General features: G+C 71.0%; 13 protein-coding genes and 2 pseudogenes. 4 read left to right on the top strand and 11 right to left on the bottom strand.

Going from position 1 to position 21435, the window contains the following annotated elements; all coding sequences use genetic code 11:
* Positions 1 to 26 precede the first annotated feature (26 nt).
* The 5 genes from ACIQKA_RS06580 to ACIQKA_RS06560 form a co-directional block, all read right to left on the bottom strand.
* A complete protein-coding gene (locus ACIQKA_RS06580; RefSeq protein WP_402540195.1) occupies positions 27 to 3350 on the bottom strand; it encodes an amino acid adenylation domain-containing protein in 3324 nt (1107 codons plus the stop codon).
* The gene (locus ACIQKA_RS06575) at positions 3347 to 5200 is read right to left on the bottom strand and encodes an amino acid adenylation domain-containing protein (RefSeq protein WP_391096542.1); all 1854 of its coding nucleotides are present in this window, start codon (positions 5198 to 5200) and stop codon (positions 3347 to 3349) included. Before ACIQKA_RS06575 ends, ACIQKA_RS06580 begins: the two co-directional genes overlap by 4 nt.
* Entirely contained in the window at positions 5197 to 5418 is a 222-nt protein-coding gene (locus ACIQKA_RS06570; protein ID WP_383152991.1) for an MbtH family protein, read from the bottom strand. The genes ACIQKA_RS06575 and ACIQKA_RS06570 overlap by 4 nt, the downstream gene beginning before the upstream one ends.
* A 408-nt stretch (positions 5419 to 5826) precedes the next feature.
* Complete coding sequence (locus ACIQKA_RS06565) at positions 5827 to 6135, bottom strand: hypothetical protein (protein ID WP_383152993.1); 309 nt, start codon at positions 6133 to 6135, stop codon at positions 5827 to 5829.
* A gap of 247 nt (positions 6136 to 6382) precedes the next feature.
* On the bottom strand, positions 6383 to 6946 hold the full coding sequence (locus ACIQKA_RS06560) for a serine hydrolase domain-containing protein (protein ID WP_402540193.1): 564 nt from the start codon (positions 6944 to 6946) through the stop codon (positions 6383 to 6385).
* A gap of 28 nt (positions 6947 to 6974) precedes the next feature.
* On the opposite strand from ACIQKA_RS06560, the gene ACIQKA_RS06555 reads away from it, so the two are divergent.
* Positions 6975 to 7511 (top strand): hypothetical protein, encoded by a 537-nt coding sequence (locus tag ACIQKA_RS06555; protein ID WP_402540192.1) that lies wholly within the window; start codon positions 6975 to 6977, stop codon positions 7509 to 7511.
* 123 nt (positions 7512 to 7634) lie between these two features.
* A pseudogene (locus ACIQKA_RS06550) lies at positions 7635 to 8433 on the top strand (IS5 family transposase); the annotation flags it as partial.
* Between the two features lie 227 nt (positions 8434 to 8660).
* Here the strand turns inward: ACIQKA_RS06550 and ACIQKA_RS06545 are convergent.
* The gene (locus ACIQKA_RS06545) at positions 8661 to 10295 is read right to left on the bottom strand and encodes an FAD-dependent oxidoreductase (RefSeq protein ID WP_391096538.1); all 1635 of its coding nucleotides are present in this window, start codon (positions 10293 to 10295) and stop codon (positions 8661 to 8663) included.
* Positions 10296 to 10581: 286 nt separating this feature from the next.
* Between ACIQKA_RS06545 and ACIQKA_RS06540 the strand changes: the two are divergent.
* Positions 10582 to 11316, top strand: a pseudogene (locus ACIQKA_RS06540) (transposase family protein); the annotation flags it as partial.
* Positions 11317 to 11684: 368 nt separating this feature from the next.
* On the opposite strand, the gene pip reads toward ACIQKA_RS06540, so the two are convergent.
* From pip to ACIQKA_RS06515, 5 genes are all read right to left on the bottom strand, one after another.
* Entirely contained in the window at positions 11685 to 12647 is a 963-nt protein-coding gene (gene pip, locus ACIQKA_RS06535; RefSeq protein WP_402540190.1) for a prolyl aminopeptidase, read from the bottom strand.
* 146 nt (positions 12648 to 12793) lie between these two features.
* Complete coding sequence (locus ACIQKA_RS06530; protein ID WP_402540189.1) at positions 12794 to 14698, bottom strand: TniQ family protein; 1905 nt, start codon at positions 14696 to 14698, stop codon at positions 12794 to 12796.
* 3 nt (positions 14699 to 14701) lie between these two features.
* Positions 14702 to 15991 (bottom strand): TniB family NTP-binding protein, encoded by a 1290-nt coding sequence (locus ACIQKA_RS06525; RefSeq protein WP_402540186.1) that lies wholly within the window; start codon positions 15989 to 15991, stop codon positions 14702 to 14704.
* Positions 15988 to 18285: a transposase gene (locus tag ACIQKA_RS06520; protein WP_402540259.1), complete on the bottom strand. Its 2298-nt coding sequence runs from the start codon at positions 18283 to 18285 to the stop codon at positions 15988 to 15990. Before ACIQKA_RS06520 ends, ACIQKA_RS06525 begins: the two co-directional genes overlap by 4 nt.
* Positions 18285 to 19106, bottom strand: a complete 822-nt coding sequence (locus ACIQKA_RS06515; RefSeq protein WP_402540185.1) for a hypothetical protein — start codon at positions 19104 to 19106, stop codon at positions 18285 to 18287. Before ACIQKA_RS06515 ends, ACIQKA_RS06520 begins: the two co-directional genes overlap by 1 nt.
* A 256-nt stretch (positions 19107 to 19362) precedes the next feature.
* On the opposite strand from ACIQKA_RS06515, the gene ACIQKA_RS06510 reads away from it, so the two are divergent.
* Positions 19363 to 21396 carry an ATP-binding cassette domain-containing protein gene (locus ACIQKA_RS06510; protein ID WP_402540183.1) on the top strand — a complete coding sequence of 678 codons (2034 nt, stop codon included), beginning with the start codon at positions 19363 to 19365 and terminating at the stop codon, positions 21394 to 21396.
* Positions 21397 to 21435 lie beyond the last annotated feature (39 nt).

Genomic DNA, 21435 nt, shown 5'->3' with positions numbered 1-21435 from the left:
ACGCCGGCCACTGCCCATCGGGTGCCCTACCGGCGCAGCCGGCGGGTGCCCGGCAGGGGGAGCGTGACCGGAGCGGACAGCTCGGGGTAGCCGGGCAGCGCGGCGGCCAGTTCGGCCACCGTCGAGTGGTCGAAGAGGGCCCGTACCGGCACCTCCCGGCCGGTCGTCCCGCGCAGTCGCAGGGTGATCCGGCCGGCCAGCAGGGAGTGGCCGCCGAGGGCGAAGAAGTCGTCGTGCGCGCCGACCCGCTCCACCTCGAGGACCTCACGCCAAGCGTTCGCCACCGCCCGTTCCCCTTCGCTGCGCGGCTCGACGAACTCGCTTGCGACGCCGTCCGGTTCGACCAGCGGCAGCAGCCGCCGGTCAAGCTTTCCGTTCGGGGTCAGTGGGAGCCGGGCAAGGGTGGTCCAGGCGCTGGGGACCATGTGCTCGGGCAGCAGACGGCGCATCCAGGTTCGCAGGTCGGCGGGATCCGGGACGGCGTCCGGGTCGGCGGGCACGAGGTGGGCGGTGAGCCGCTCCTGCCCCGGATCGCCCTGGACGGCGGCCGCGGCGTCGACGACCAGTGGGTGCTCCCGCAGCGCGACCTCGACCTCGCCGAGTTCGATCCGGTGCCCGTGCAGCTTGACCTGGTGGTCGCTGCGGCCCAGGTAGGTGACGGTGCCGTCGGGGTTGCGCCGGGCCAGGTCCCCGGTGAGGTAGAGCCGACGGCCGGGGTGGCGCGGGTCGGGATCGGGAACGAACCGCTCGGCGGTCAGCGCGGGGCGGCCCAGGTAGCCGCGGGCCAGCTGGACGCCGGCCAGGGCGAGCTGGCCCGGGACGTTCAGCGGCTGCGGCGCGAGGTCGCGGTCCAGCACGTGCACTCGGGTGTTGGCGACCGGGGTGCCGATGGTGACGTGCTCGCCGGGCGGGCACGCGGTGGCCGTGACGTCGATGGAGGCCTCGGTCGGGCCGTAGAGGTTGTGCAGCCGGACGCGTCCGGTGGCGGGATGCCGGTGAAAGGCGGCGGCGAGGTCGTCGGGCAGCGCCTCGCCGCTGCACAGCACCAGGCGCAAGGACTCCAGCGGGGCGTCGGGGTGCAGCGCGGTCAGGAACACCCGGAGCATGGCGGGGACGAAGTGCAGGGCGGTGATCCGATGACGGCTGACGGTCCGGGCGAGGTACTCGGGGTCGCGATGGCCGTCGGGCCGGGCGACGACCAGGGTCGCGCCGGTCGTCAGCGGCCAGAACAGCTCCCAGACGGAGACGTCGAAGCTGTACGGCGTCTTGTGCAGGACGTGGTCGGTCCCGGTGAGCCCGTAGGTGTCCTGCATCCAGCGCAGCCGGTTCACGATGCCCTCGTGGGGGGTGACCACGGCCTTGGGCCGGCCGGTCGAGCCCGAGGTGTAGATGACGTAGGCCGGGTGCAGCGGGTCCACCCGGGTCGTCGCCCCGGTCCCCGCGGGGATCTCCGCGGGGGCGGCCTCCTCGTCGACCAGCAGGACCTGGGCCCGGTGCGGCGGCAGGGTCGCGGCGAGTTCGGCGGTACTCAGCACCACCGGGGCCGCGGAGTCGTCCAGCATGTAGCCCAGGCGCTGGGCGGGGTATCCGGGATCCAGCGGCAGGTAGGCGCCACCCGCCTTGAGGACGGCGAGCAGCGCCACCGGCAGCTCCAGGCCGCGGTGCAGACAGACGGCCACCACGCTCTCCGGCCCCACCCCGGCGGCCCGCAGCCGTCGTGCCAGCTGCTCGGCACGGGCGTCCAACTCGCGGTACTCGAGCTTCTGCTCCTCGAACCGCACGGCCACGGCCGCCGGGGTGCGGGCGGCCTGCCGCTCGACCAGGGCGTGCAGCACCTCGCCCTGCGGGTACGCCACCGAGGTCTCGTTCCACCCCTCGAGCAGGCCGCGCTCGCGCTGCGAGAGCAGCGAGGTACCCGTCACGACGGCCTTCGGATCACGGGCGGCCACGCCCAGCAGCGTGGTGAAGTGCTCGGCCAGCACCGCCATGCTCTCCCGCTCGAAGAGCGCCGTGGCGTACTCGACCACGCCCGACAGCGAACCGTCGGCCCGCTGGGTGAGTTGCAGCATCAGGTCGAACTTGGCGCTGTGCCAGGGGGTCGTCAGCGCAGTGGCCCGCACCCCGGCCCCGCTGAACTCCGCGGCGGTGTCCGAGTCGTGCAGCGAGAACATGGTCTGGAACAGCGGGTTGCGAGACAGGTCGCGAGCGGGTGCCAGCTCGTCCACCAGCCGCTCGAACGGCACGTCCTGGTGCGCGTACGCCTCCAGTGCCGTCTCCCGGACCCGGCCGACGGCCTCCTCGAAGGTCGGCTCGCCGGACAGGTCGGTGCGCAGCACCAGGGTGTTGACGAAGAAGCCCAGCAGGTCCCGCACCTCGACCCGGTTGCGGCCGGCGACCGGGGTGCCCACGGTGACGTCGGTGCGGCCGGCGTGCTGGGACAGCAGTAATTGGAACGCGGCCAGCAGCACCATGAACGGCGTCGCACCCCGGGACCGCCCCCAGGCGATCAGCGGCTCGGCGATCTCGGCCGGCACGGTGAACGGCAGGGTGGCGCCGGCCGGGTCGAAGGCCGCCGGCCGGGGCCGGTCGGTGGCCAGCTCCAGCGCGGTCGATCCGGCCAGCTTCTCCCGCCAGTAGTCGAGTTGGCCGCGGAGCGCGGTGCCGGAGTGCGCCTCGCGCTGCCAGGCGGCGAAATCCGCGTACTGAACCGGGAGTTCCGGCAGTGGATCGGGCCTACCGTCAGCGAACGCCGAGTACAGCGCGCCGAGTTCGGCGGCCAGCACGCCGATGGACCAGCCGTCGAAGGCGATGTGGTGCACCATCAGGACCAGCGCGTGGTGCTCCGCGGTGAACCGGACCAGTCGGACCCGCAGCGGGCCCCGACCGCCCAGGTCGAACGGCGTGCGGGCCTGGCGCTCCACGACTTCGTCCAGCCGGGTCGTCCGGGCGTCGCTCGGAAGCTCGCCGAGGTCCACCACCTCGAAGTCCAGCTCCTCCGAGGGAAGCACGAGCTGACTCACGACGTCGCCGACCGCCGGATAGCGGGTGCGCAGCACCTCGTGCCGCTCCACGACCCGCACCAGCGCGGCGCGGAGCGCCGCGACGTCCAGCGGTCCGCGCAGCTCCCACCCGACCGGCACCACGTACTCGGTCGTGCCCGGGCGCAGGCTCTCCACCAGCCAGATCCGCTGCTGGGCGGACGACAACGGCAGCGGCCGGTCCCGCGGCACCCGGGGAATCGCGTCGGAAGCCCGGGCGCCGCGGCCGCCCGCGCGCAGCAGGCTCTCGAGCAGGGCCTGCCGCCGAACGGCGGGGCTTGCCGCAGCGGGACCGGTCAGGGGTGTGCTCATCCCTCACGCACCTGAGACAACATGGACTCCACCTCCGTGTCGGATAGTTGCGCGACGTGATCGGCGATCGCGCGATGGACCTCCTCGGCGAGCAACGCGACGGTGGGTGCTTCGAACACCACGTTCACGGGGAGGTCGACGGGGAACCGCTCCCGGAGCAGCACGGCGGCCTGGGTGGCCAGCAGGGAGTTTCCGCCCAGCCCGAAGAAGTCGTCGTGCACGCCGATCGCGGCCACCTTGAGCAGCTCGGTCCAGACCTCGGCGACGGCCTGCTCGAGGGGTGTGCGCGGGGCGGTGCCCGGGCCGTCACCGCCGGCCACCGGCGCCGGGAGCGCCGAGCGGTCCAGCTTGCCGTTGGGCGTCAGGGGGAACTCCGTCAGCCGCACCCAGGCGGTGGGGACCAGGAAGTCCGGCAACCGTTCGCGCAGGTACTCCCGCAGCTGTCCGCCGGCCGTTGGGCCGAGGGTGTCCGACAGCACGTACCCGACCAGCTGCTTGTCCCCGTTCGGGGTCGTCCGGACGGCGGCCGCGGCCCCTCGCACTTCGGGATGGTCGCCCAGCGCGATCTCGATCTCGCCGAGCTCCACGCGGTGGCCGAGGATCTTGACCTGCTGGTCGCGCCGGCCGAGGTAGTGCAGCACGCCTCCGGCGTCCCGACTGGCCAGGTCCCCGGTCCGGTACAGCCGGGCACCGGGCTCGGTGCCGAACGGGTCGGGGACGAAGCGCTCGGCGGTGAGGGCCGGCCGGCCGAGGTAGCCGCGGGCGACCCCCGGGCCGCCGATCAGCAGCTCCCCGGGCACCCCGGGCGGCGCCTCGTGGTACGCCTCGTCCACCACGTACGTGTCGGTGCGGACGATGCCGCCGCCGATCGGGATGTTCCCGCTGGTCTCGGCGACGGTGACGCCGCGCCGGGCGCAGCTGAACGTCGTGCACTCGGTCGGCCCGTAGGCGTTGACGACCTCCACGCCGCACTCGAGCAGCGTCCGCACCTCGGCGGGCGGCGGCGTGTCGCCGCCCACCAGCACCTGGCGCACCGTCGCCAGCGCACCGGGGCGGGTGCGCACCACGTGCTGGAACAGCCCGGCGGCCATGAACAGCACGGTGACGCCGTGGCGCCGCACCGCCTGCTCGATCGAGGCCGCGGTCGGCACGCCCTGCGGGAGCACGGCCACCCTGGCACCGTTGCACAGCGCGCCCCACAGCTCGAAGGTCGAGGCGTCGAAGGACAGCGGGGCGAGCATCAGCATCACCTGCCCCGGGTCGAGGTCCGCGTAGTCGGCCTCGTGGACCAGCCGCATGATGTTGCGATGGGTGACCTCGACCCCCTTGGGACGGCCCGTGGACCCGGAGGTGTACATCACGTACGCCAGGTCGTCGGGCCGGGCCCCGGCCGCCGGCGTACCGGTGGGCTGCCCGGACGCGACCGACCAGTCCCGGTCCATCAGGACGCCGTCCAGCCCCGGGACGCCGGCGAACCGGTCGGCGAACTCGGGCTGGACCAGCAGCAACCGGGCGCCGGAGTCGGCGAGCATGAACTCCAGTCGCTCGGCCGGGTAGTCCGGGTCCAGCGGCAGGTAGTGGCCGCCCGCCTTGAGCACGCCCAGCAGCGCGACCAGCACCTCCAGGTCCCGTTGCCCGCACACGGCCACCGGGACGCCGGGCCGCACGCCGCGCCCGCGCAACAGGTGGGCCACCTGGCAGGCCCTGGCGTCCAACTCGGCGTAGGTCAGCCGCCGGCCGCCGCACTCCAGGGCCACGGCCTCCGGCGCGTCGTTCGCCCGCTCCTCGAAGCGGTCGTGCACGCACTGTTCGGGCAGCGGCGGCGCGGCGCGGCCAGCCTGGGCGCTCATGCGGACCGGCTCTCCTGCTCCATGCGCCGGCGCAGACTGAGCGGACGCATGTCCGTCCAGATCGAGTCGATGTGGTCCAGGCACGCCTGCCGGGTGCCCTCGGTGCCCTCCCGGTGCCAACCCGGCGGGACCTCCCGGTCCGCGAGCCAGATCGAGTACTGCTCCTCGTCGTTCCGGACCACGAGATAGGTGCGCCCGTCGGTGTCCTCGTCAGCCATTCCGCTCTCCTCCCGCTCGGCCGGCGCCTGTCCTCCGGCGTCCTGGCGGAAGCCTGTCTCGCGGCGGTCCGACCGCCATAGGGAAGAACCGGCCGAGGATCACGCAGTCGGCCTGCGGCAAGGACTGCCCGTCCTTCTCTACTGCGCACCGTCACCGGCGCAGCATGCTGCCCGCATGCCGACCCGGCGACGGATGCCGCGGGGCCGGTCACCGAGTGCGGATGGCGAACGGGGATCAGGAAGGACGAGCGCGCCCCGTGGACCTCCGGATCCGGCGCCGACGCCTGGCCGCCCCGCCCGGGCACCGGCCGGGCCTGTTCCGCGAAGGCCGCCTGCCGCTTCGGGTCTGCGGGCGCCGCCGGGCGACGCCCGTTCGCCGAGCAGCCGTTCGACGACTCTGCCTGATCATCAGGCCCATGCGTCGAAGAGCGTTCCGCCCAGCGTGGTGATGCCGCAGGAGCGAATGCGGCGCCACTCCCCCTTCGTCAGCACCGAGGCGTCCACGTCGGAGAGAGGGAGGGCGGGCCGCCCGCTCCTGAGGACCGCGAAGCCCGCTTCGGCGAGGGTGGAGGCCCGGGGAGGAGGAAGGAACTCTTCCGCGTACCGGTTCCGGCGTTCTCGTGCGAGGGCGGTCCAGGGGTGATGGGCGTGGCACAGGACGACGCTCTCGCCCGTGCGATCGACGACCGACGCGGCCCGGAGCAGGTCTGGACCCACTCGTCCTTGTCGGCGCCCCTCCAGTGCCGCTGCCGCACTCTTTCACACGGGCCGGGACCGGAGGCGGAGCGGAGCGGGGAGCAGGACAGCGCGGGCGCGTGACGCCGGACACCAGGACCAGGGCCACGAGCACCCGTCAGGACGTGTCGGTGTCCGGCCTGGTGTCTCTCACGGGCGTCGTCCGCCTTCCCCGGGGAGGCGCACCGGGATTCCCGGTGCGCCTCGGCGGCCTCGCGCCGCACGCCGACTACGCGTCGCGGAGGGACCGGTCGTACAGCGCCCCCAGGGCCGTGTCGATGGGGCGGGGCCGCGGGGTCCCCTCCGTGCTCCGGGGTTTCCAGCGCTGGAGGTTGACCGCCACCGACATCTGGCGGCCGCCGTCCGCCCGGGTCAGGGAGATCGTGCCGGCTCCCCACACCGTGCCGTCGTGGCCCCAGAAGGTGCCGCAGCCGGGGATGACGACCTTGTGCAGTCCGAGGCCGTACTCGATCATCGTCCCGTCGAGTGCGCGGACCGGGACCGTGCGCTGCATCTGGGCCAGGGACGACCGGCTGACGATCCTGCCGTCGAGCAGCCGCGCGTAGAGGCGGTTGAGGTCGTCCATCGTGGAGACGAGGGCGGCCCCCGTGCCCGTCCACGACATGTCGTAGACGCTGTGGTCGCGCGGCGGTTCGAGCAGGCCCCACAGGGACTCGTACATGCGCGCGTGCGGCCCGTCGCTTGTCGGCCCGTCCGGGAACCGGGTGTGTCGCAGCCCCGCGCGGTCGATGACGTGTCGGCCCGCCAGATCCCTCGACGTCTCACCGCTCACCGCTCACGAACTCGTTAGGATGATGATCATGTTCAAGTCAGGTGTTGGGTTCTTCGCGTTGTTCGGGCTGGGCTGGTGGCTGTTGGCAACAAGTGCATCCGACGGCACAGCGCGGCTGGTCGAGGTCGTGATCGGTTGTGCCATCGCACTGGCGCTGATGCTCGCCGCACGCCGTTTCCTCCCCTCTTCGGCAGGGGGCCCGTTTCCCACCGACCGACGTCGGCGGTTCAATCAGATCAACGGTCTCCAGTGGCTGCTGATCGTCCTCATAGCTGCGGTGTGCGCTCGCGCCGGGCTACCGGTGCTCATTCCCCCTCTGGTTGCGATGGTCGTTGGGCTTCACTTCCTCCCCCTCGCCGCGGTGTTCGAGCAGCCCCGGCTGCGGGTGCCGGCGGCCCTGTTGATCGTGGCCGGGGCATCGGGCACGGCCGTGTGGTTCACGAATGGCTCGGACGAGGCCGTTCGCTTCGTGGTGGGTGCCACATCGGCGCTCTGTCTGTGGGGCATGGCGACCTGGGTGGTCACGGGAGCGGCATCCGCCGCCAGGCGTGGCGCAAGGGAATGAGGACGCCGTCGATGCCTGGGGCCGTGGCGGCGCATGGGCGTGCAGGACGTCTGACTGAGCGTTTCAGAACGAGTTCGCTGTTGGGGGTCGGCGGTCGGGCTCGGTGGCGGCAGAGTGGCGCGGGTGTCGGTTGATCTCGTGCCTGATGAGCCGCGGGAACGCATCGCCCCGCTGCTGCCGCCCCGACCTCTGCGGCGTCATCGGTGTCCCGGGCGCCTGCCGGCGGACGACCGTGCGGCTCTGCGGGGCACCGTGCACGTGCTGCGCAAGAACGTCAGCCGGAGAGACGTGCCCGCCGAGCTGACCGGGTGTGCAGTGGAGTGACGGCCCGGCGGCTGCGGGACTGGACCGAGGCCGGCCTCCGGCCCCGCCTGCACCAAGTGCTCCTGGCCGAACTGCGCAAGGCCGGCCTGCTGGACATGGACGACTGCGCGATCGACGGCTCGCACGTCCGGGCGCTCAAAGGGGGACTCACACCAGGCCTCCGCCGACAGGCCGCGCCCGGCCGGGCAGCAGGCACCACCTGATCGCCGACCGTCACGGAACCCCTCTCGCCACCAGCCTGACCTGCGGAAACCGGCATAGCGCCACCCGGCCGACACCGCTGCTGGACGCGATTGCCCGCACCCGCGGCCTGATGGGCCGGCCTCGTCACCGGCCGCGACGGCTGTCCGCCGACCGCGGCTACGACTACGACAAGTACCACCGCATCCTCCGGGCCCGCGGCACCCCACCCGAGATCGCCCGACCCGGCGTCCCGCACGGTTCGGTTCCGGGCAGGACACGCCGGCTCGTGGAGCGGACCTTCGCCCGACTCCACCAGTTCAAACACCTCCGCATCCGCTGCGGGATACGCGCCGACCTCCACCTCGGCCTGCTCCAACTCGCCTGCGGCATCATCTGCTTGCGACGACTCCGAACCTCATTCCGAAACGATCGGCAACGGCCGGGACACCGCCTCTTCCGCGTCGCGGCCACCGACTCGCGCCAACCACTGGCGGACCGGCCGGGACCCGATCGCGTGAAGAACAGCCCCGTCCGGCATCCGCCGCCGGTGCCTCGGCCGGTGGAACGTCTCCGGACCTCGCCGGGCCCCGTTGTTCGGCCGAGTCGAGAGCGAGGCGCTGAACCGGTGTGGCAGGAGGGCTTTCACCAGGACGAGGGCGGCCTGACGGCGTGTTTCAGCAGTCCTGTCCACAGGCGGGTTCGGCCGGTGCGGTCGAGAGCCTCATGGGCGGCGAGCAGACCGCCGGTGACCGCGCCGAGAAAGCCGCCGGCCAGGCAGTCCTGGCCCGAGAGGTACAGGCCGTGGATTGCGGTGCGCGGACGCAGCCAGTCCGCGAGGCCGGGCCGGTGGCCGTCGCCGAAGGCGACGACGTCCTTGGCGAGTCCGTAGAGGCTGCCACCGGGCCAACGGGTGAAATGCTCGGCGCTGAGGGGGGTGCCGAGCTCGTGGTGGGCCACCCGGCCCCTGGTGCGCGGCAGACGGCGGTGAAGCTGTTCGAGGAGTTCTGCCGTGAGTTCGGCTTTCAGCGCGAGGTAGGCCGGGTCCCGGTCGCGCGGACCGGAGCCGTGGAAGGGCGCGAACAGCTCCGGATGCACGTAGGTGAGGATCTCACCGGTCGACCGGCCGGGGTGCCGCGTGGTCCAGGTCGGGTCCTTGGCACAGGAGAAGGAGAAGAAGTGGCCGCTGGTGCGTCCGCCGGTACCCTCGAAGAAGGTGTCGCAGTCGCCGTCGGTGACCAGCAGGTTGTGCCGGGGCAGACCCAGTTCCTCCGGGTCGCCGTCGAGGCCGACGAAGAGCACCACGAAGGGGAATCCGCGCCGCATGCCCTCCAGCCGGTCGGTACCTCCGGCGGACAGGTCGGGCAGCAGGGTGCGGTAGGTGTGGTGGGCCCCTGCCGCACTGACCACCACCGGAGCACGGACACGGGTGCCGTCCGCCAGCACGATGCCCGTCGCCCGTCCCCCCTCCAGCGTGATCCGGGCGACCGGCGCCCTCACGAAGACCTCGCCACCCGCGAGACGGATCGGGTCGAGCATCGCGCGGGCGATGGCGGCGCTGCCGCCCACCGGGTACCAGGCACCGGTCCGGAAGTGCTCGAACAGCACCGCGAGGAGGAAGAACGGCAACCTGGCGGTGGAATCTGCCAGCAGCAGTGCGCTCTGTGTGAGCACCGCCTGCCTCAGCCGCTCGTCGCGCACCAGCTCCGCCACCACCTCCCGGGCGGGCCGCAGGGCTTCGGGCGGGACGGCCGCCGCCCGCAGCAGACGAGCCAGTCTGCGCACCACCGGGCCCGAAAGGCGTCCCAGGGCGAGCGCGGGCAACACCGCACGGCACCGCCCGATCAACCGGAACAGCGCCTCGATCCCTGCCTGCTCTGCCGGGAAACGCGCGATCAGAGCCGCTCGGTAGGCGGAGAAGCCGACGGGTGCCCAGTGCACCTCGTCCGCCAGCCGGTACTCGTCGTAGGGGTCGCCCACCGGGGTCCAGCGCAGAACTCCGCCCGTGAGGTAGTCCGACACCACCCTGACCGGCTCGCGTCGTCCGAGCTGGCCGACGTAGTGAATGCCGACGTCCCACTCCCAGCCGCGCCGCCGGTAGGCATGGGTGTAACCGCCCGCGGTGTAGTGCTGTTCGAACACTGCTACCCGCCGCCCCTGCCGGGCCAGGCAGACCGCAGTCGTCAGTCCGCCCGCCCCGGACCCGATCACGACCGCGTCGTAGGTGTCCGACACCAGGCCCGCTGCCAGGGGACGTCCCGTCAGAACGCCTCGGCTCACCTGCGCCTCCCTCCTCGCAGGGCTTTCGTTCCGGGCCGGGTGCCCGGGGCCGCGCCTGCCGGGGCGAGGTGGATGCGCACGATTGTGACTCCGGGGGTCGGAAGGAGGCTGACGCACGGGGAACGGATGACCGATGCCGGTCGATACGGCCGTTCGCCCGCTATTGATCAGAAACTCATGGGGTTCACTAGGGATCTTCAGATCGGTCACCGATCGGGTGACGGTCGAGGCCGGACAGCAGGCGAGGCCTTCGGGCAGTGCTTCGAGATGTCTGACGTCCCGACCGCTGCGACCAGAGGCCTCGTCGGTCCCCCATCCTGCCGCACTCGATCTGCCGCACGCGCTCGTGGAACGGGTCACGGTGCCGATCGTCACCCGCGAGGGTGACCGCCGCCGCAAACCGCGCCCCTCACAACGCACCGTCATCACCCTGGTCCACCTGCGCGAGCACACCACCTGTGCGAAGCTCGCCGCGGGCTTCCGGAACAGCGAGGACACCGCCCACGCCTACGTACAGAGCGTGATCAAGCCCCTCGCCTCGAGAGCGCCATCCCGCGCACAGGCACTGCGCCGGGCACGTCCTGAGTACGTTCTGGTGGACGGCGCCATCGCCGAGTGCGACCGGGGCGGTGACCACGAACGGGACCGCCCGGGCAAGGCCGGGTGGCACGGCGTGAACATCCAGGCCGTCACCGATCCGGTGGGCGAGCCGATCCGGTACTCGACCGTGCTGCCCGGTCGCACGGTCGACACCACCGCCGTGCGCACCCACCGCATCATCACCGTCTGTGAACGACTGAGGATTCCCGTCCTGGCCGACAAGGCCTACGCCGGGGCCGGCGGCACGTTCCAGGTGCCGTTCAAACGCCGCCCCGGAAGACCTCTCACCACCAGACAGGCAGCCGTCAACCGTGCACACGCCCGACTCCGCTTCCCCGTCGACCGGACCTTCGCCCGGCTCGAGGCCTGGCGGACCTTCCGCAGAGCCGGGATCAGCCCCAACCGACTCACGTCGACCACCGGCAACGCGGGAAACTGCTGCCACTCACCTGAGCCCTCCCCGCACGGGCGCACCGCCGGCTCGCGCGCCGTGCGCCGGTCAGATCTTCGCGGTGCTCGCGGGGAAGCACGCAGGGCCGGCCGGTCCGGTCAGGGCACTGTGCGCTCTTTCCGATTACGCGAAGCGCGCCGCCCGGGCATCGGCGTTTCGGCCAACCTGCCTTCAGTTGAAGGCTCTTGTACGGCAAGGGTTGGCGCATGTGACCGAGCACCATAGTTGGCGGATCGCCTTCGCATCAGGCACAGCTCACAGGTATGCAGAGGAAGCTAGTTGGCGGATCTTGAGAGCGATAGTTGGCGGATCGCGCCGAGGCGAGAATGCATCTGGGCTCATCTCCGGTGAGCGAATCTGTCGAGGGCCTTGAGTACATGGGCGCGGGTCGTGTCGCTGCCCAGGTGGCCCCCGTTGTCGACGACGGTCAGCTCGGCATCGGGCCAGGCGCGGGCGAGTTCCCATGCGGTATCGAGTGGGCCGGCCAGGTCGAGCCTGCCGTGGACCAGCACGCCCGGGATGCCGGCCAGGCGGTGCGCATCGCGCAGGAGTGCGCCTTCCTCCAGCCACGCTCCGTGGGCGAAGTAGTGCGAGCAGATGCGGACCAGGGCCAGTTGCGCGACCGGCGGGCGGTCACCGTACGGCTTGGAGGCGCCGTTCGTTTCCCCGGACAGGACCGCGTCCTCCCATGCGCACCAGTCGGCTGTGGCCTTCTCCCGTACCGCAGGGTCCGGATGTTCCATCAGGTGTGCGTAGGCCGCGACGACGTCACCGTCTCGTGGTGTGCTGCCGGCTCCTTCGAGGAAGCGTTCCCACTGCTCGGGGAAGAACCGCCCCGCACCTCGGTAGAGCCAGTCGATCTCGGAGCGCCGGGTGGTCGTGACGGCGGCGATGACGATCTCCGACACCCGCTCCGGGTACGTCTCGGCATAGGCCAGGATCAGCGTGGAGCCCCACGAGCCCCCGTAGAGCAGCCAGCGGTCGATACCCAGGTGATCGCGGAGCCGCTCCATGTCGGCGATCAGGTGCTGGGTGGTGTTGTGGCGCATGTCGGTCGTGGGTTCGCTTGCGTGGGGGGTGCTGCGGCCGCAGCCGCGCTGGTCGAACAGGACGACGCGGTAGCGGTCCGGGTCGAAGTACTGGCGTGCCCCGGTCCCGCATCCGGACCCCGGCCCGCCGTGGACGACGAGTGCCGGCTTGCCGTCCGGGTTGCCGCAGGCCTCCCAGTACACAAGGTTGCCGTCGCCGACGTCGAGCATCCCCTTCTCGTACGGTTCGACCGGCGGGTACAGCTCGCCCATCTTCCAGACCTCCTGACAACCAAATGCAACATGAACAAGGCTTGTAGTAGACAACATGGACGAGGCGACGCCGTCGGCGCCTCTGACACCTGCCAGATCGGCGGGCTGGGTTCGCGGTTGGTCACTAGACGGTTCCCGGGCGGTAATCACGATGTGTGACTGACGGTGGCGATCACCTGTCTGGCGTATTCCTCCAGGGCCGTGCAGAGCCAGGAGGCGGGGATGGGCGGTTCTTTCGATTCCCAGCGCCTGAGCTTCGTCAGGTGCGGCATGTCCAGCGAGAGCGTTCGGTCGTGGGGCCGCATCGGTGGCTGGAAGACTGGTGCGAGGGCGAACTCACTTCCCGTGATGTAGCTCCAGACGAAGGCGGATGCGCACTCTCGGGTGTGCTCGTTGGGCTTCCGGCCTCGGCCTGGAGGACGTTGTCGGCAGAGCTCGTCCCATGTCCTGTCGTCGATGGACCAGCGGGAGAACTGCATGCGGCGGGACCGGTAGTCGACCCTCTCCTGGCCGAGGACCTGGTGCGCCAAGAGTCGCAGCGTGGCCGGCAAGTCTCCGTTCTGGAGGTCGCGACGGGGATCCAGTGACTTGATCCGCAGACGGTTCTGCGTAGTCCAGGACGTGGGGATGCCGAGAAACGCCGCTGCTTCCAGGAAGTTCATACTGCTGATCGCCTGGACCAGGTGGACGGGCAGAACGCGCCGGAGTCGGTAGCTGGTGAGGTCCCGTTCGGAGTCCTTCAGGGTGGCGGCAAGCAGCCAGGAGCCGGGGAGACACTGCGGGATGTACTCAGGAGCGATCCCGAGATCGGTGAGGGTGTTGGTTGGGGCGAAGACCTTCTTGGTTGTGTTCGCCTTGGAGGCCCGCAGTGTCGGGGCTCCCTGCCGGATCCAGTCGGCGGAGAGCCTGTGCCGGTAGACCTGGTCGATCCGGCGCCGGAGCGAGGGAGACGCCTGGTGAGCGAGCATGGGCCAGGTCCTGCCCCAGCGCAGATCGTCGCGGGTCGGAAGACTCCGCAGCAGTTGGGGCAGCGGGCTGCGCGGATCGGATGCATCCTGAGCGAGCAGATGGTAGGCCGCAAAGAGGAGGCCGGCGGTCGCGATGCTGTCCCCCGGTGGCGCGCTCCAGACGGCTTCGGGTGGAAAGCCCGTGCTTTCGGCCGCTGGGCCAGGGCCACCACCATCATTCTGCTGCGGTGCGAGATGCGCTTCCAGAATGGCGCGGGTCGCGGCGGGGGCGAGCTCGGCCGCGACGGGCCAGCCCGCCTGGATCAGGGAGATGGCGACCTGGAGATTGGCGAACCGCTGGGAGACGAGCTCTGCGGGCTCGTCACTCTCCAGCAGGTCCAGAAGGACGGTCTGCAGGTCCGCGAGTTCCGGAGTCAGGGCCGCGGCGGCCGGCTCGGCACCGTCGAGGCGGTGACCGCAGACTTCGCGCCTGCCAGACCAGTTGCGGCACTGCGCGGGATGAAGCCTCGGCGCGTTGGCGGCGGGCAGCAGGGTCAAGGGGCCGCCTGATCTGCCGCTGAGCGCGGGCTGCCGGCAGCGCGGGCACTCGCTGCGGAGGAAGGTCCAGTGATCAAGGCAGGCGAAGGTGACAGCCAGCCGCCACTGCCGCTTCCAGGGCCCGCCATGGGCAGCCTGGATCGGCGTCCCATCGCCTGCGAGACAAGCCGGGCAGTAGCGTGAATGGTTCATCAGCAACCAGGGCTGGGACAGCCGGCGGGGGCGAGGAATGCTTCCCGGGCGGACCAGTGCCTGGGCAAGGGCGGGGTAGCGGTCGGCGTGGGACCTGAGCGTCAGCGCGTCGGCGTCTGCGGTGGTCATCCGGGTCACTCCGGCGAAGGCGTGCAGGCGGGCCGGCTCCATCATCAGCAGATGCGCCGCTGAGACCCGGGCATGGGGATCATCTGGGGGGATCAGCGTGACTCGCCGTGCCAACTGGTGGGGAGTCAGGTCAAGTCGGTGAGTCAGGCGGAGGAGGAAGCCGGGCAGGCTTTCGTCGGGCAGAGGTTCAAGGCTCCTGGGCAGCGGGGCTTGGGCGGCAGGCATGGGTCAGCCCGTCCTGTCGTCGGCGGCGCGGGGTCCGTGATCGTCGAACACGGTGTTGCGGGGGCGGCGTTTCGTGCCGGAGGTCCGGCGGGCGGCGGGCGCCGGGGTCGGGGGACTGGGTTCGTCGGGGGCGTCGGTCATCTCTTCCCGGCGCAGGACGATCTCGTCGAGCAGGTCCTCGTCGAGGACCTCCCTGCCGGTGTCCATCGCTTCCTGGGCGCCGTCTTCGATGAGCCGCCCGAGCAGGCCGACGATGCCGCCGGTGCGGCGCATCAGGTATTCCGGCATGGTGCCGTCGGTGAGCATGCCTCTCTTCGCGTTCAGCAGCCGCAGGTGTTGCTCGATCCCGTCCAGGTGGTTGACGAACGCCTGGATCTGCTTCGGCGTGGTGTAGCGGAAGCGGTCGAGTTCGATGAGCTCGAAGCGGTGCTCTGTCTGTGTGATCTCCAGGCCGTGGATGCGGGTCGACTCCAGCGGTGGCATCTCCCACTGCCTGGTCCGCTTGTTCCACTTCGACTCGCGCAGCAGCCCGATGCCGGGGATGTTGACGGCGGTCAGGATCAGGGTGACGTCCAGACTCATGAAGGCCCGGATCAGGTCGAGGACGTCCTGGTCGTCGGCCCGGTGCATCCGCAGCCGGCTGACATCGTCCAGGATCATCGCCTTGACGCCGTGGTCGTGCAGGGAGTCGGCGACCTGCCGTACCAGTTCCGGGAGAGTCGCCGATTTGCGCATCTCGGCGCGGAAGAAGCCCAGGATGGAGGCGCAAAGGCTCTTCGGTGACGCCGTCACCGGAGTCGAGACATAGACGACCGGCGCGTGGATGTCGCGGGTGCCCGGCAGAGTCCCGGGCTTGAGGTAGCTGTGCATCTGCAGCCAGTGGTCCTCGAAGACGGCCGCGGTCGAGCAGACGGATGCCGTTTTGCCGTAGTTGCCCCAGCCGCTAACCATGACGCCGGCGCGTGTCGGGTCGTCCTGCTTCATCGTGTTCCCGCGCAGCCGTCGCCGGATCAGCCTGCCGACCTTGTCGTGCATGGGGGTGTCCTGTAGCGGGAGGTTCGCGTTCGTCAGGTGGCGAAAGAGGTCGTAGTCCGCGCGGCGGCTCTCCGGGGTCGTCCTCCACTGCTGCGGCGAGATCGCCGGAGCGGGAAGGAGCAGGCCGCGGCGGGACCGGTAGCTCTGCCAGCCGACGTAGGTGTCGCGCGGCGGGTGCCCGCCCAGGATCAGCTCGGCGATCCTGGCTCGTGAGGGCAGGCCCTCCAGCGGATCACCGTGGGAGAGGGCTTGGGTCATGCGTCGTCCTCCCGGACAGTCGTCTCGGCGTCCGCGTCGTCGCGCGGCAAAGGCAGGAACATGGGCCGCCGGTTCAGGGCCTCGTGCAGCGTCGGCGGAGCCAGGGGCCGGGTTCCGGCGAGTGCTTCTTCACGTCGTCGGCGGCGGTCGGTGTCGACCGCCCGGTCGATCATGCGAGCGTGTTCTGCCCAGGCGGCAGGCATCCGGGCCGCAGACGGCTCGTCCGCGGGTGCGGGTGCGGGTGCGGTGGGGCGGTCGGCCGCCGCGGTCTGCGCGCGAGCGATCTCACGGGCCTGGGCGACGCGTCGCTTCTTCCCGGTCTTCTTCTCGGCCTGGCTGGGCCATTGGTCGACGGGGGTGACCGAGCCGAGGATCTCCAGCAGATGCTCCAGGAGCTCGCTCTCGGAGTGGATCCTGATCTTGTTCGCCTTCACGTGTCCCAGGAGAGCGTCGGCGGTCTTGTCGGAGAAGGCGGGGATCTCGCCCTCGGGCGGCAGCCCTCGCCAGCGCAGGATGTGCCACGTGTCGTGGTCGGCAGGGTCCTGGAAGAACACCTGCCGGCGGTCCCTTCGGTCGCTGCGGACCACCCACTGGCCCGCGTGCCTGCCGCCTCGGGCGGAGGGCTGCTGGAAGCGTGGCTCGTCGAGGACGGGGTGGTGATACCAAAGCCCGAGGATCTTCACCCCGCGACGGGGATGGATCTTCACGTGGTGCTTGCGCAGGACCTTGTAGTAGAAGCTCGGTTCGGGGAAGTCCAGGTCGAAGCCGCCCTGGTCCATCGCCGCGGCGAACAGGGTGTTGGGGCTGTGGTCCTCACCCGGTGCCCAGCTGGGGGCGTATTCGCCTAGTTTGCGGTTCTGCCAGATCTGGACGATCCAGGTCGCGATGACGTGTTCGGCCTGCGCGAGTGTCAGGCTCGCATCTCGTTCCGGGTCGGTCCCGCGGTCGGCGACGTCGCCGCCGGCGAAGCCCAGCAGGTGCTCGAAGAGCATGGTCTGGATGGTGAGGAACTGACGCTCGACCGCGAACTTGTCGGTCTGCCGCAGCACCCGGGCGGGCAGGATCCGGCAGCCGATCTCCCGCTCGGCCTCCACCAGGTCGTGGTTCTTGTAGGGGCCGCCGTGGTCGGTGGTGACCGTCTCCGGTGCGAAGAACGGCAGAGCGGCGACCCGGTGCCCGGTGAACTCGGCGATCACGTCGGCCGGGACCCCGGCGTAGGGCCACTCCATGTCCTCGCCCCAGCCCTCCCGCATCGGAAGCGGCAGCATCACGTCCCGCAGCAGCATCGCGATGTCGACCGAGGTGTCGGACTGCAGCGTGAGCCGGAAGGCCGGCAGCCCGTGCGTGTAGAGATCGAGCGCGAGGGTCAGCGTCGCGGTCACCGCGTCACCGAACACGGTCTCGCGCAGCTTCACCGGCATCGGCGTCGAGTCCAGCACCAGAACCTGGCCCGGGCGGTGGACCACCATCCGGCCCGAAACGCCGGCCTCCGCGGCGGCCTCGGCCGTCCGTCCGTAGCGAGGCCGGGCGCCACCGGGCCCGAACCACTCCTTCCAGACCTCCGCGAACGTCCAACGGGAAAGGATCTTCTCGGGCGGAAACGCCGGAAACCGCTCGCGCATGTACTGGTGCATCAACCGGTGCCTGGCGGCCAGACTCAGGCGGGCGCGTTCCCCGCACTCGGCCTTGACCGCGAAGATCGCCTCACGGACCTCCTCGGTCACGCTGCGATGGCCACTGCGTCGCCGGGTCCAGCGTCCATCCGCGCAGGCCAGCAGGAGACTGTCGCCCGCGAGCCCCGACAGACGCTCCAGCGTCCGGAAACTGAGGTGCTGCAGACCGAGCCGGACCGCCTCCGGCCGGGGCATCGCCTTCATCTCCGCCGCCTTCGCGTACCGACGCTGAGTCAGCGTCGTGCGGCCCGGGTCATAGGCCGGGCGAGGCTCTCCGGGCAGGGCTCGAGCAGGGTGCTGCCCCTCCCGGAACCCCGTCTCGGCCTCCAGCACATGCGCAGCCCGCAGCCGGGCCCGCTCCAGCTGGTCCTCGGTCAGGTCGGCCAGTGTCCTCGGCTGCCGGGACACCGGCGCCGACCGCCCCGGCGCTTCGGCCGCCGGAAGGAGTCGCAGGTCGGCGTGGTTGATGAGCCAACGGAACGAGCGGGTCTCGGCGTTGCCGCCGCCATCGAGGAGCACGAGCCGGCCGAGCTGGCCGTGGACCTCCTCGACCGTCCACTCGACGCCGTTGAGCGTGACCCGCCGGCCCGGCGCGATCTGCAGAAACGCCCGCGCCGCCATCACACCCCCCAGATCAGCGAGCTGTCGCGCAAGGGACTGCCCAGATCAACGCCAAGCTCGCGCTGCCAGAGCAGCCGGACGATGTTGGCCCGTCCGACGGAAGGCACGCTGGTCGCGTCCGCCAGCGCGGAGAACGTCATCACGCGCCCCTCCCGGCCGCCGATGATCGTCAGCAGCTGGTCCCGCATGCCCAGCAGATCCCTCACCGGCCGACGACGCGACGACAAGTGGTCAAGAACGCTCCAGACGTGCGGGCGCCAGCCCGCGATCACCGAGTACTGCCAGCCGCAAGTCGCCGCCATCTCCCTGGCCGCCGCGAACTTCAGCGCGTCCTCGTCCTTGATCAGTCCCATCGGGCGTACGTCCATCAGCCACATCCCGCCACCGATCACGGCCAAGTAGTCCGGGATGTGCCAGGACGACCCGCCCTTGTGTCCGAAGTCCAGCCGGAACGGCTGCGACAGCACCTCCGACGCCCCCACGAAGTCCAGCGCGACCAGCAGCCGCACTTCCTCCAGTGACTCGAAGCCGTGCCCCCTGCCCGTGGACGCCATCACCTCCAGCCCGGGCCGGTGCCGCTGCTTCGCCCGCCAGGTGAACCCCCGCATCGGCCGCGACGACAGCACCGGAACATGAGCCATGTCGCGGACCGGCCAGCAGACCTCACCGGCACCCACCCGCCACGTCGAACTCCACCGACAGATCCAGCCATCCACGAGATCAAGTTCATCCCGAAATGCGGCATCCCCGCTGTACACCGCGACGAGATCATCAAGGCGGCTCAAGTCCGACCGGATCCCTGCCCTGGCAATCTCGCTCACTCACTCAGAGCATCACCACCCGCGTGACGACAGGGCCCGATCTTCGGAAGTGACCGCAACGGAGCGTTACGGGACCAAGATCCGCCAACTACTGCGCTCATCCGCCAAGTAAAAATCTCGGTCGCAGCGCACTGCGCACCTTCATCGATCCGCTCAACCCCGGGGCGCGCAGTCCGGCCGAAAGACATGTGTTCGAAATCGCGGCGGTTTCGTTGGGCATGCCGACGCGCCCGTCACGTCTACGAGAGGAAGCACATTGACGTCAGTCGAACCGGACGGCGACAGGACCTACGATCCGTCGAAGGACGCGAACGCGGACAACGTCTCGGACGCCGAGCGGGAGCTGTACGGCGGCCGGCTGCGCTACGACCAGTCGTACGTCCAGCACGAAGGCCCTTTGACACGGCTGGGCTTCGGGCACATGGCGGCGGCGCTGCCCCGCATGGTGGGCATGGTGCTGCGCACCGGCTGGCGGACGGACCGGCGCGCGCTCGCCGGGGTCGTGGCGGCGCAGCTCGGGCAGGGCGTGACGGCCGGCTGGGGACTGGTGGCGGTCAACAGCGTCCTCACGCGGCTGTTCGCCGACGGCCCGACCGCGGACAAGCTCGACGAGGCGCTTCCGTCGCTGGCCGTACTCGCGGTCGCGGCGGTGGCGACCGCGGTGCTGTCGGCATGGTCCACGGCGATGTCGGGCCGGCTGGAGCCGCAGGTGGAGCGGGCGGTCTCCGCCCGGTACTACACGGCCGTCACCCACGTCGAGGTCGAGGCGACGGAGCGGCCGGAGGTCCAGCGGGTCCTGGAGGCGGGTAAGTTCGGCACGGACTCGGCCCGCAGCATGCTGCGGTTGTCGGTCGGCGTCGGCAATGTGGTGATCGGCATGGCGGCGGCCGCGGTCGTGCTGGCGGCTCTGCACTGGACGTTGCTGCCGATGCTGCTGGCGATCGCCCTGCCCAAGGGGTGGGGGGCGGTCCGCTCCGCGCGCCGTGAGTACCTCTCCCGCCTGAACTGGGTCGACCACCGTAGGGCGATCGCGTCCCTGCTGGCCTACCTGACCCGCCCGCACGCCGCCGGTGAGATCCGCGTGCACGCCGCGGGCGCGAAGCTGCTGTCCGGCTATGAGGAGATGTCGCGGCAGACGGAGGCGGAGCAGCGCCGTCTGGCCCGGGCCCAGGCCTCCACGGACCTGGTCGCCGGCGGCTTCGCCGGTGCGGCGTCGCTGGCCTGCTACGGGGTGCTGTGGTGGCTCCTGGCGTCCGGTGGTCTGCCTCTCGCCATCGGCGGCACGGCGGTGATCGCCATCCGCACGTCGACGGCGCGGCTGACGTCGCTGGTACAGCAGGTCAACCGGCTGTACGAGGAGCTGCTGTTCCTCACCGACACCGAGGACGCCATCGAGGTGGCGGGCGAGAACGCCATCCCGTCGTCCGGCACGCCGCTGCCCGCGCCGGCACGGGAGGTCCGGACGGAGGGTGTGTCGTTCACCTACCCGGGGGCCGACACCCCCTCCCTGAACGGCGTGAGCGTGCGGGTGCCCCGAGGGAAGGTCACGGCCCTGGTGGGTGCGAACGGGTCGGGCAAGACCACCCTGACGAAGGTGCTGGCAGGAATCCTGCTGCCCTCCGAGGGAGCCGTGTGGTGGTTGGGCGAGTCGGGTGAGCGGGTCGAGCTCCGCGAGGCGGACCGCGCCCACGTCTTCGGCGCCGTGGGCCTGCTGGCGCAGGACTTCCCGCGCTGGGAGATGACGGCCGCCGCGAACGTGGCCATCGGCATCGGCGACCGCCCCCGGGACATGGACCGCGTCCGCAAGGCCGCCGAGGAGGCAGGCGTGCTCGAACTGGTCGAAGGCCTGCCGCACGGCTGGGACTCCATCGTGTTCAAGGGGTACGAGCGCGGTGTCCAGCTCTCGGGCGGCCAGTGGCAGAAGCTGGGGTCCGCTCGAACGAGATATCGGCAGGCGCCGTTCCTGCTGGTCGACGAGCCCACCAGCGCGCTGGACCCCCACGCGGAGATCGCCGCGTTCCAGGGGCTGTGGTCCCTGGCCGAGGAGGGACACGCGGTCGTGCTCGTCACCCACCGGCTCGCCGCCACCATGAAGGCCGACCACATCTACGTCCTCGACCAGGGGCGCGTCGTCGAAGACGGCACCCACGAGGAACTGATGACACGTGAGGGCGGCCTGTACCAGGGCATGTTCGCCGCTCAGGCCGCCCAGTACGGCCACGCGCCCGCGGCCGACGCGGTTCCCGGCCCCCGCGGCCCCCGGCCGTCCGACCATCCGACGGCGAGCTGATCCGCCGCCCCCGACTCCCACCAGCCGCCCGCAACCCCG

This window comes from Streptomyces sp. NPDC092045 (assembly GCF_044756005.1).
Taxonomy (GTDB): domain Bacteria; phylum Actinomycetota; class Actinomycetes; order Streptomycetales; family Streptomycetaceae; genus Streptomyces.
The sequence above is the reverse complement of the archived record's forward strand: the minus strand, read 5'-3'. Positions and strand labels throughout refer to the sequence as shown.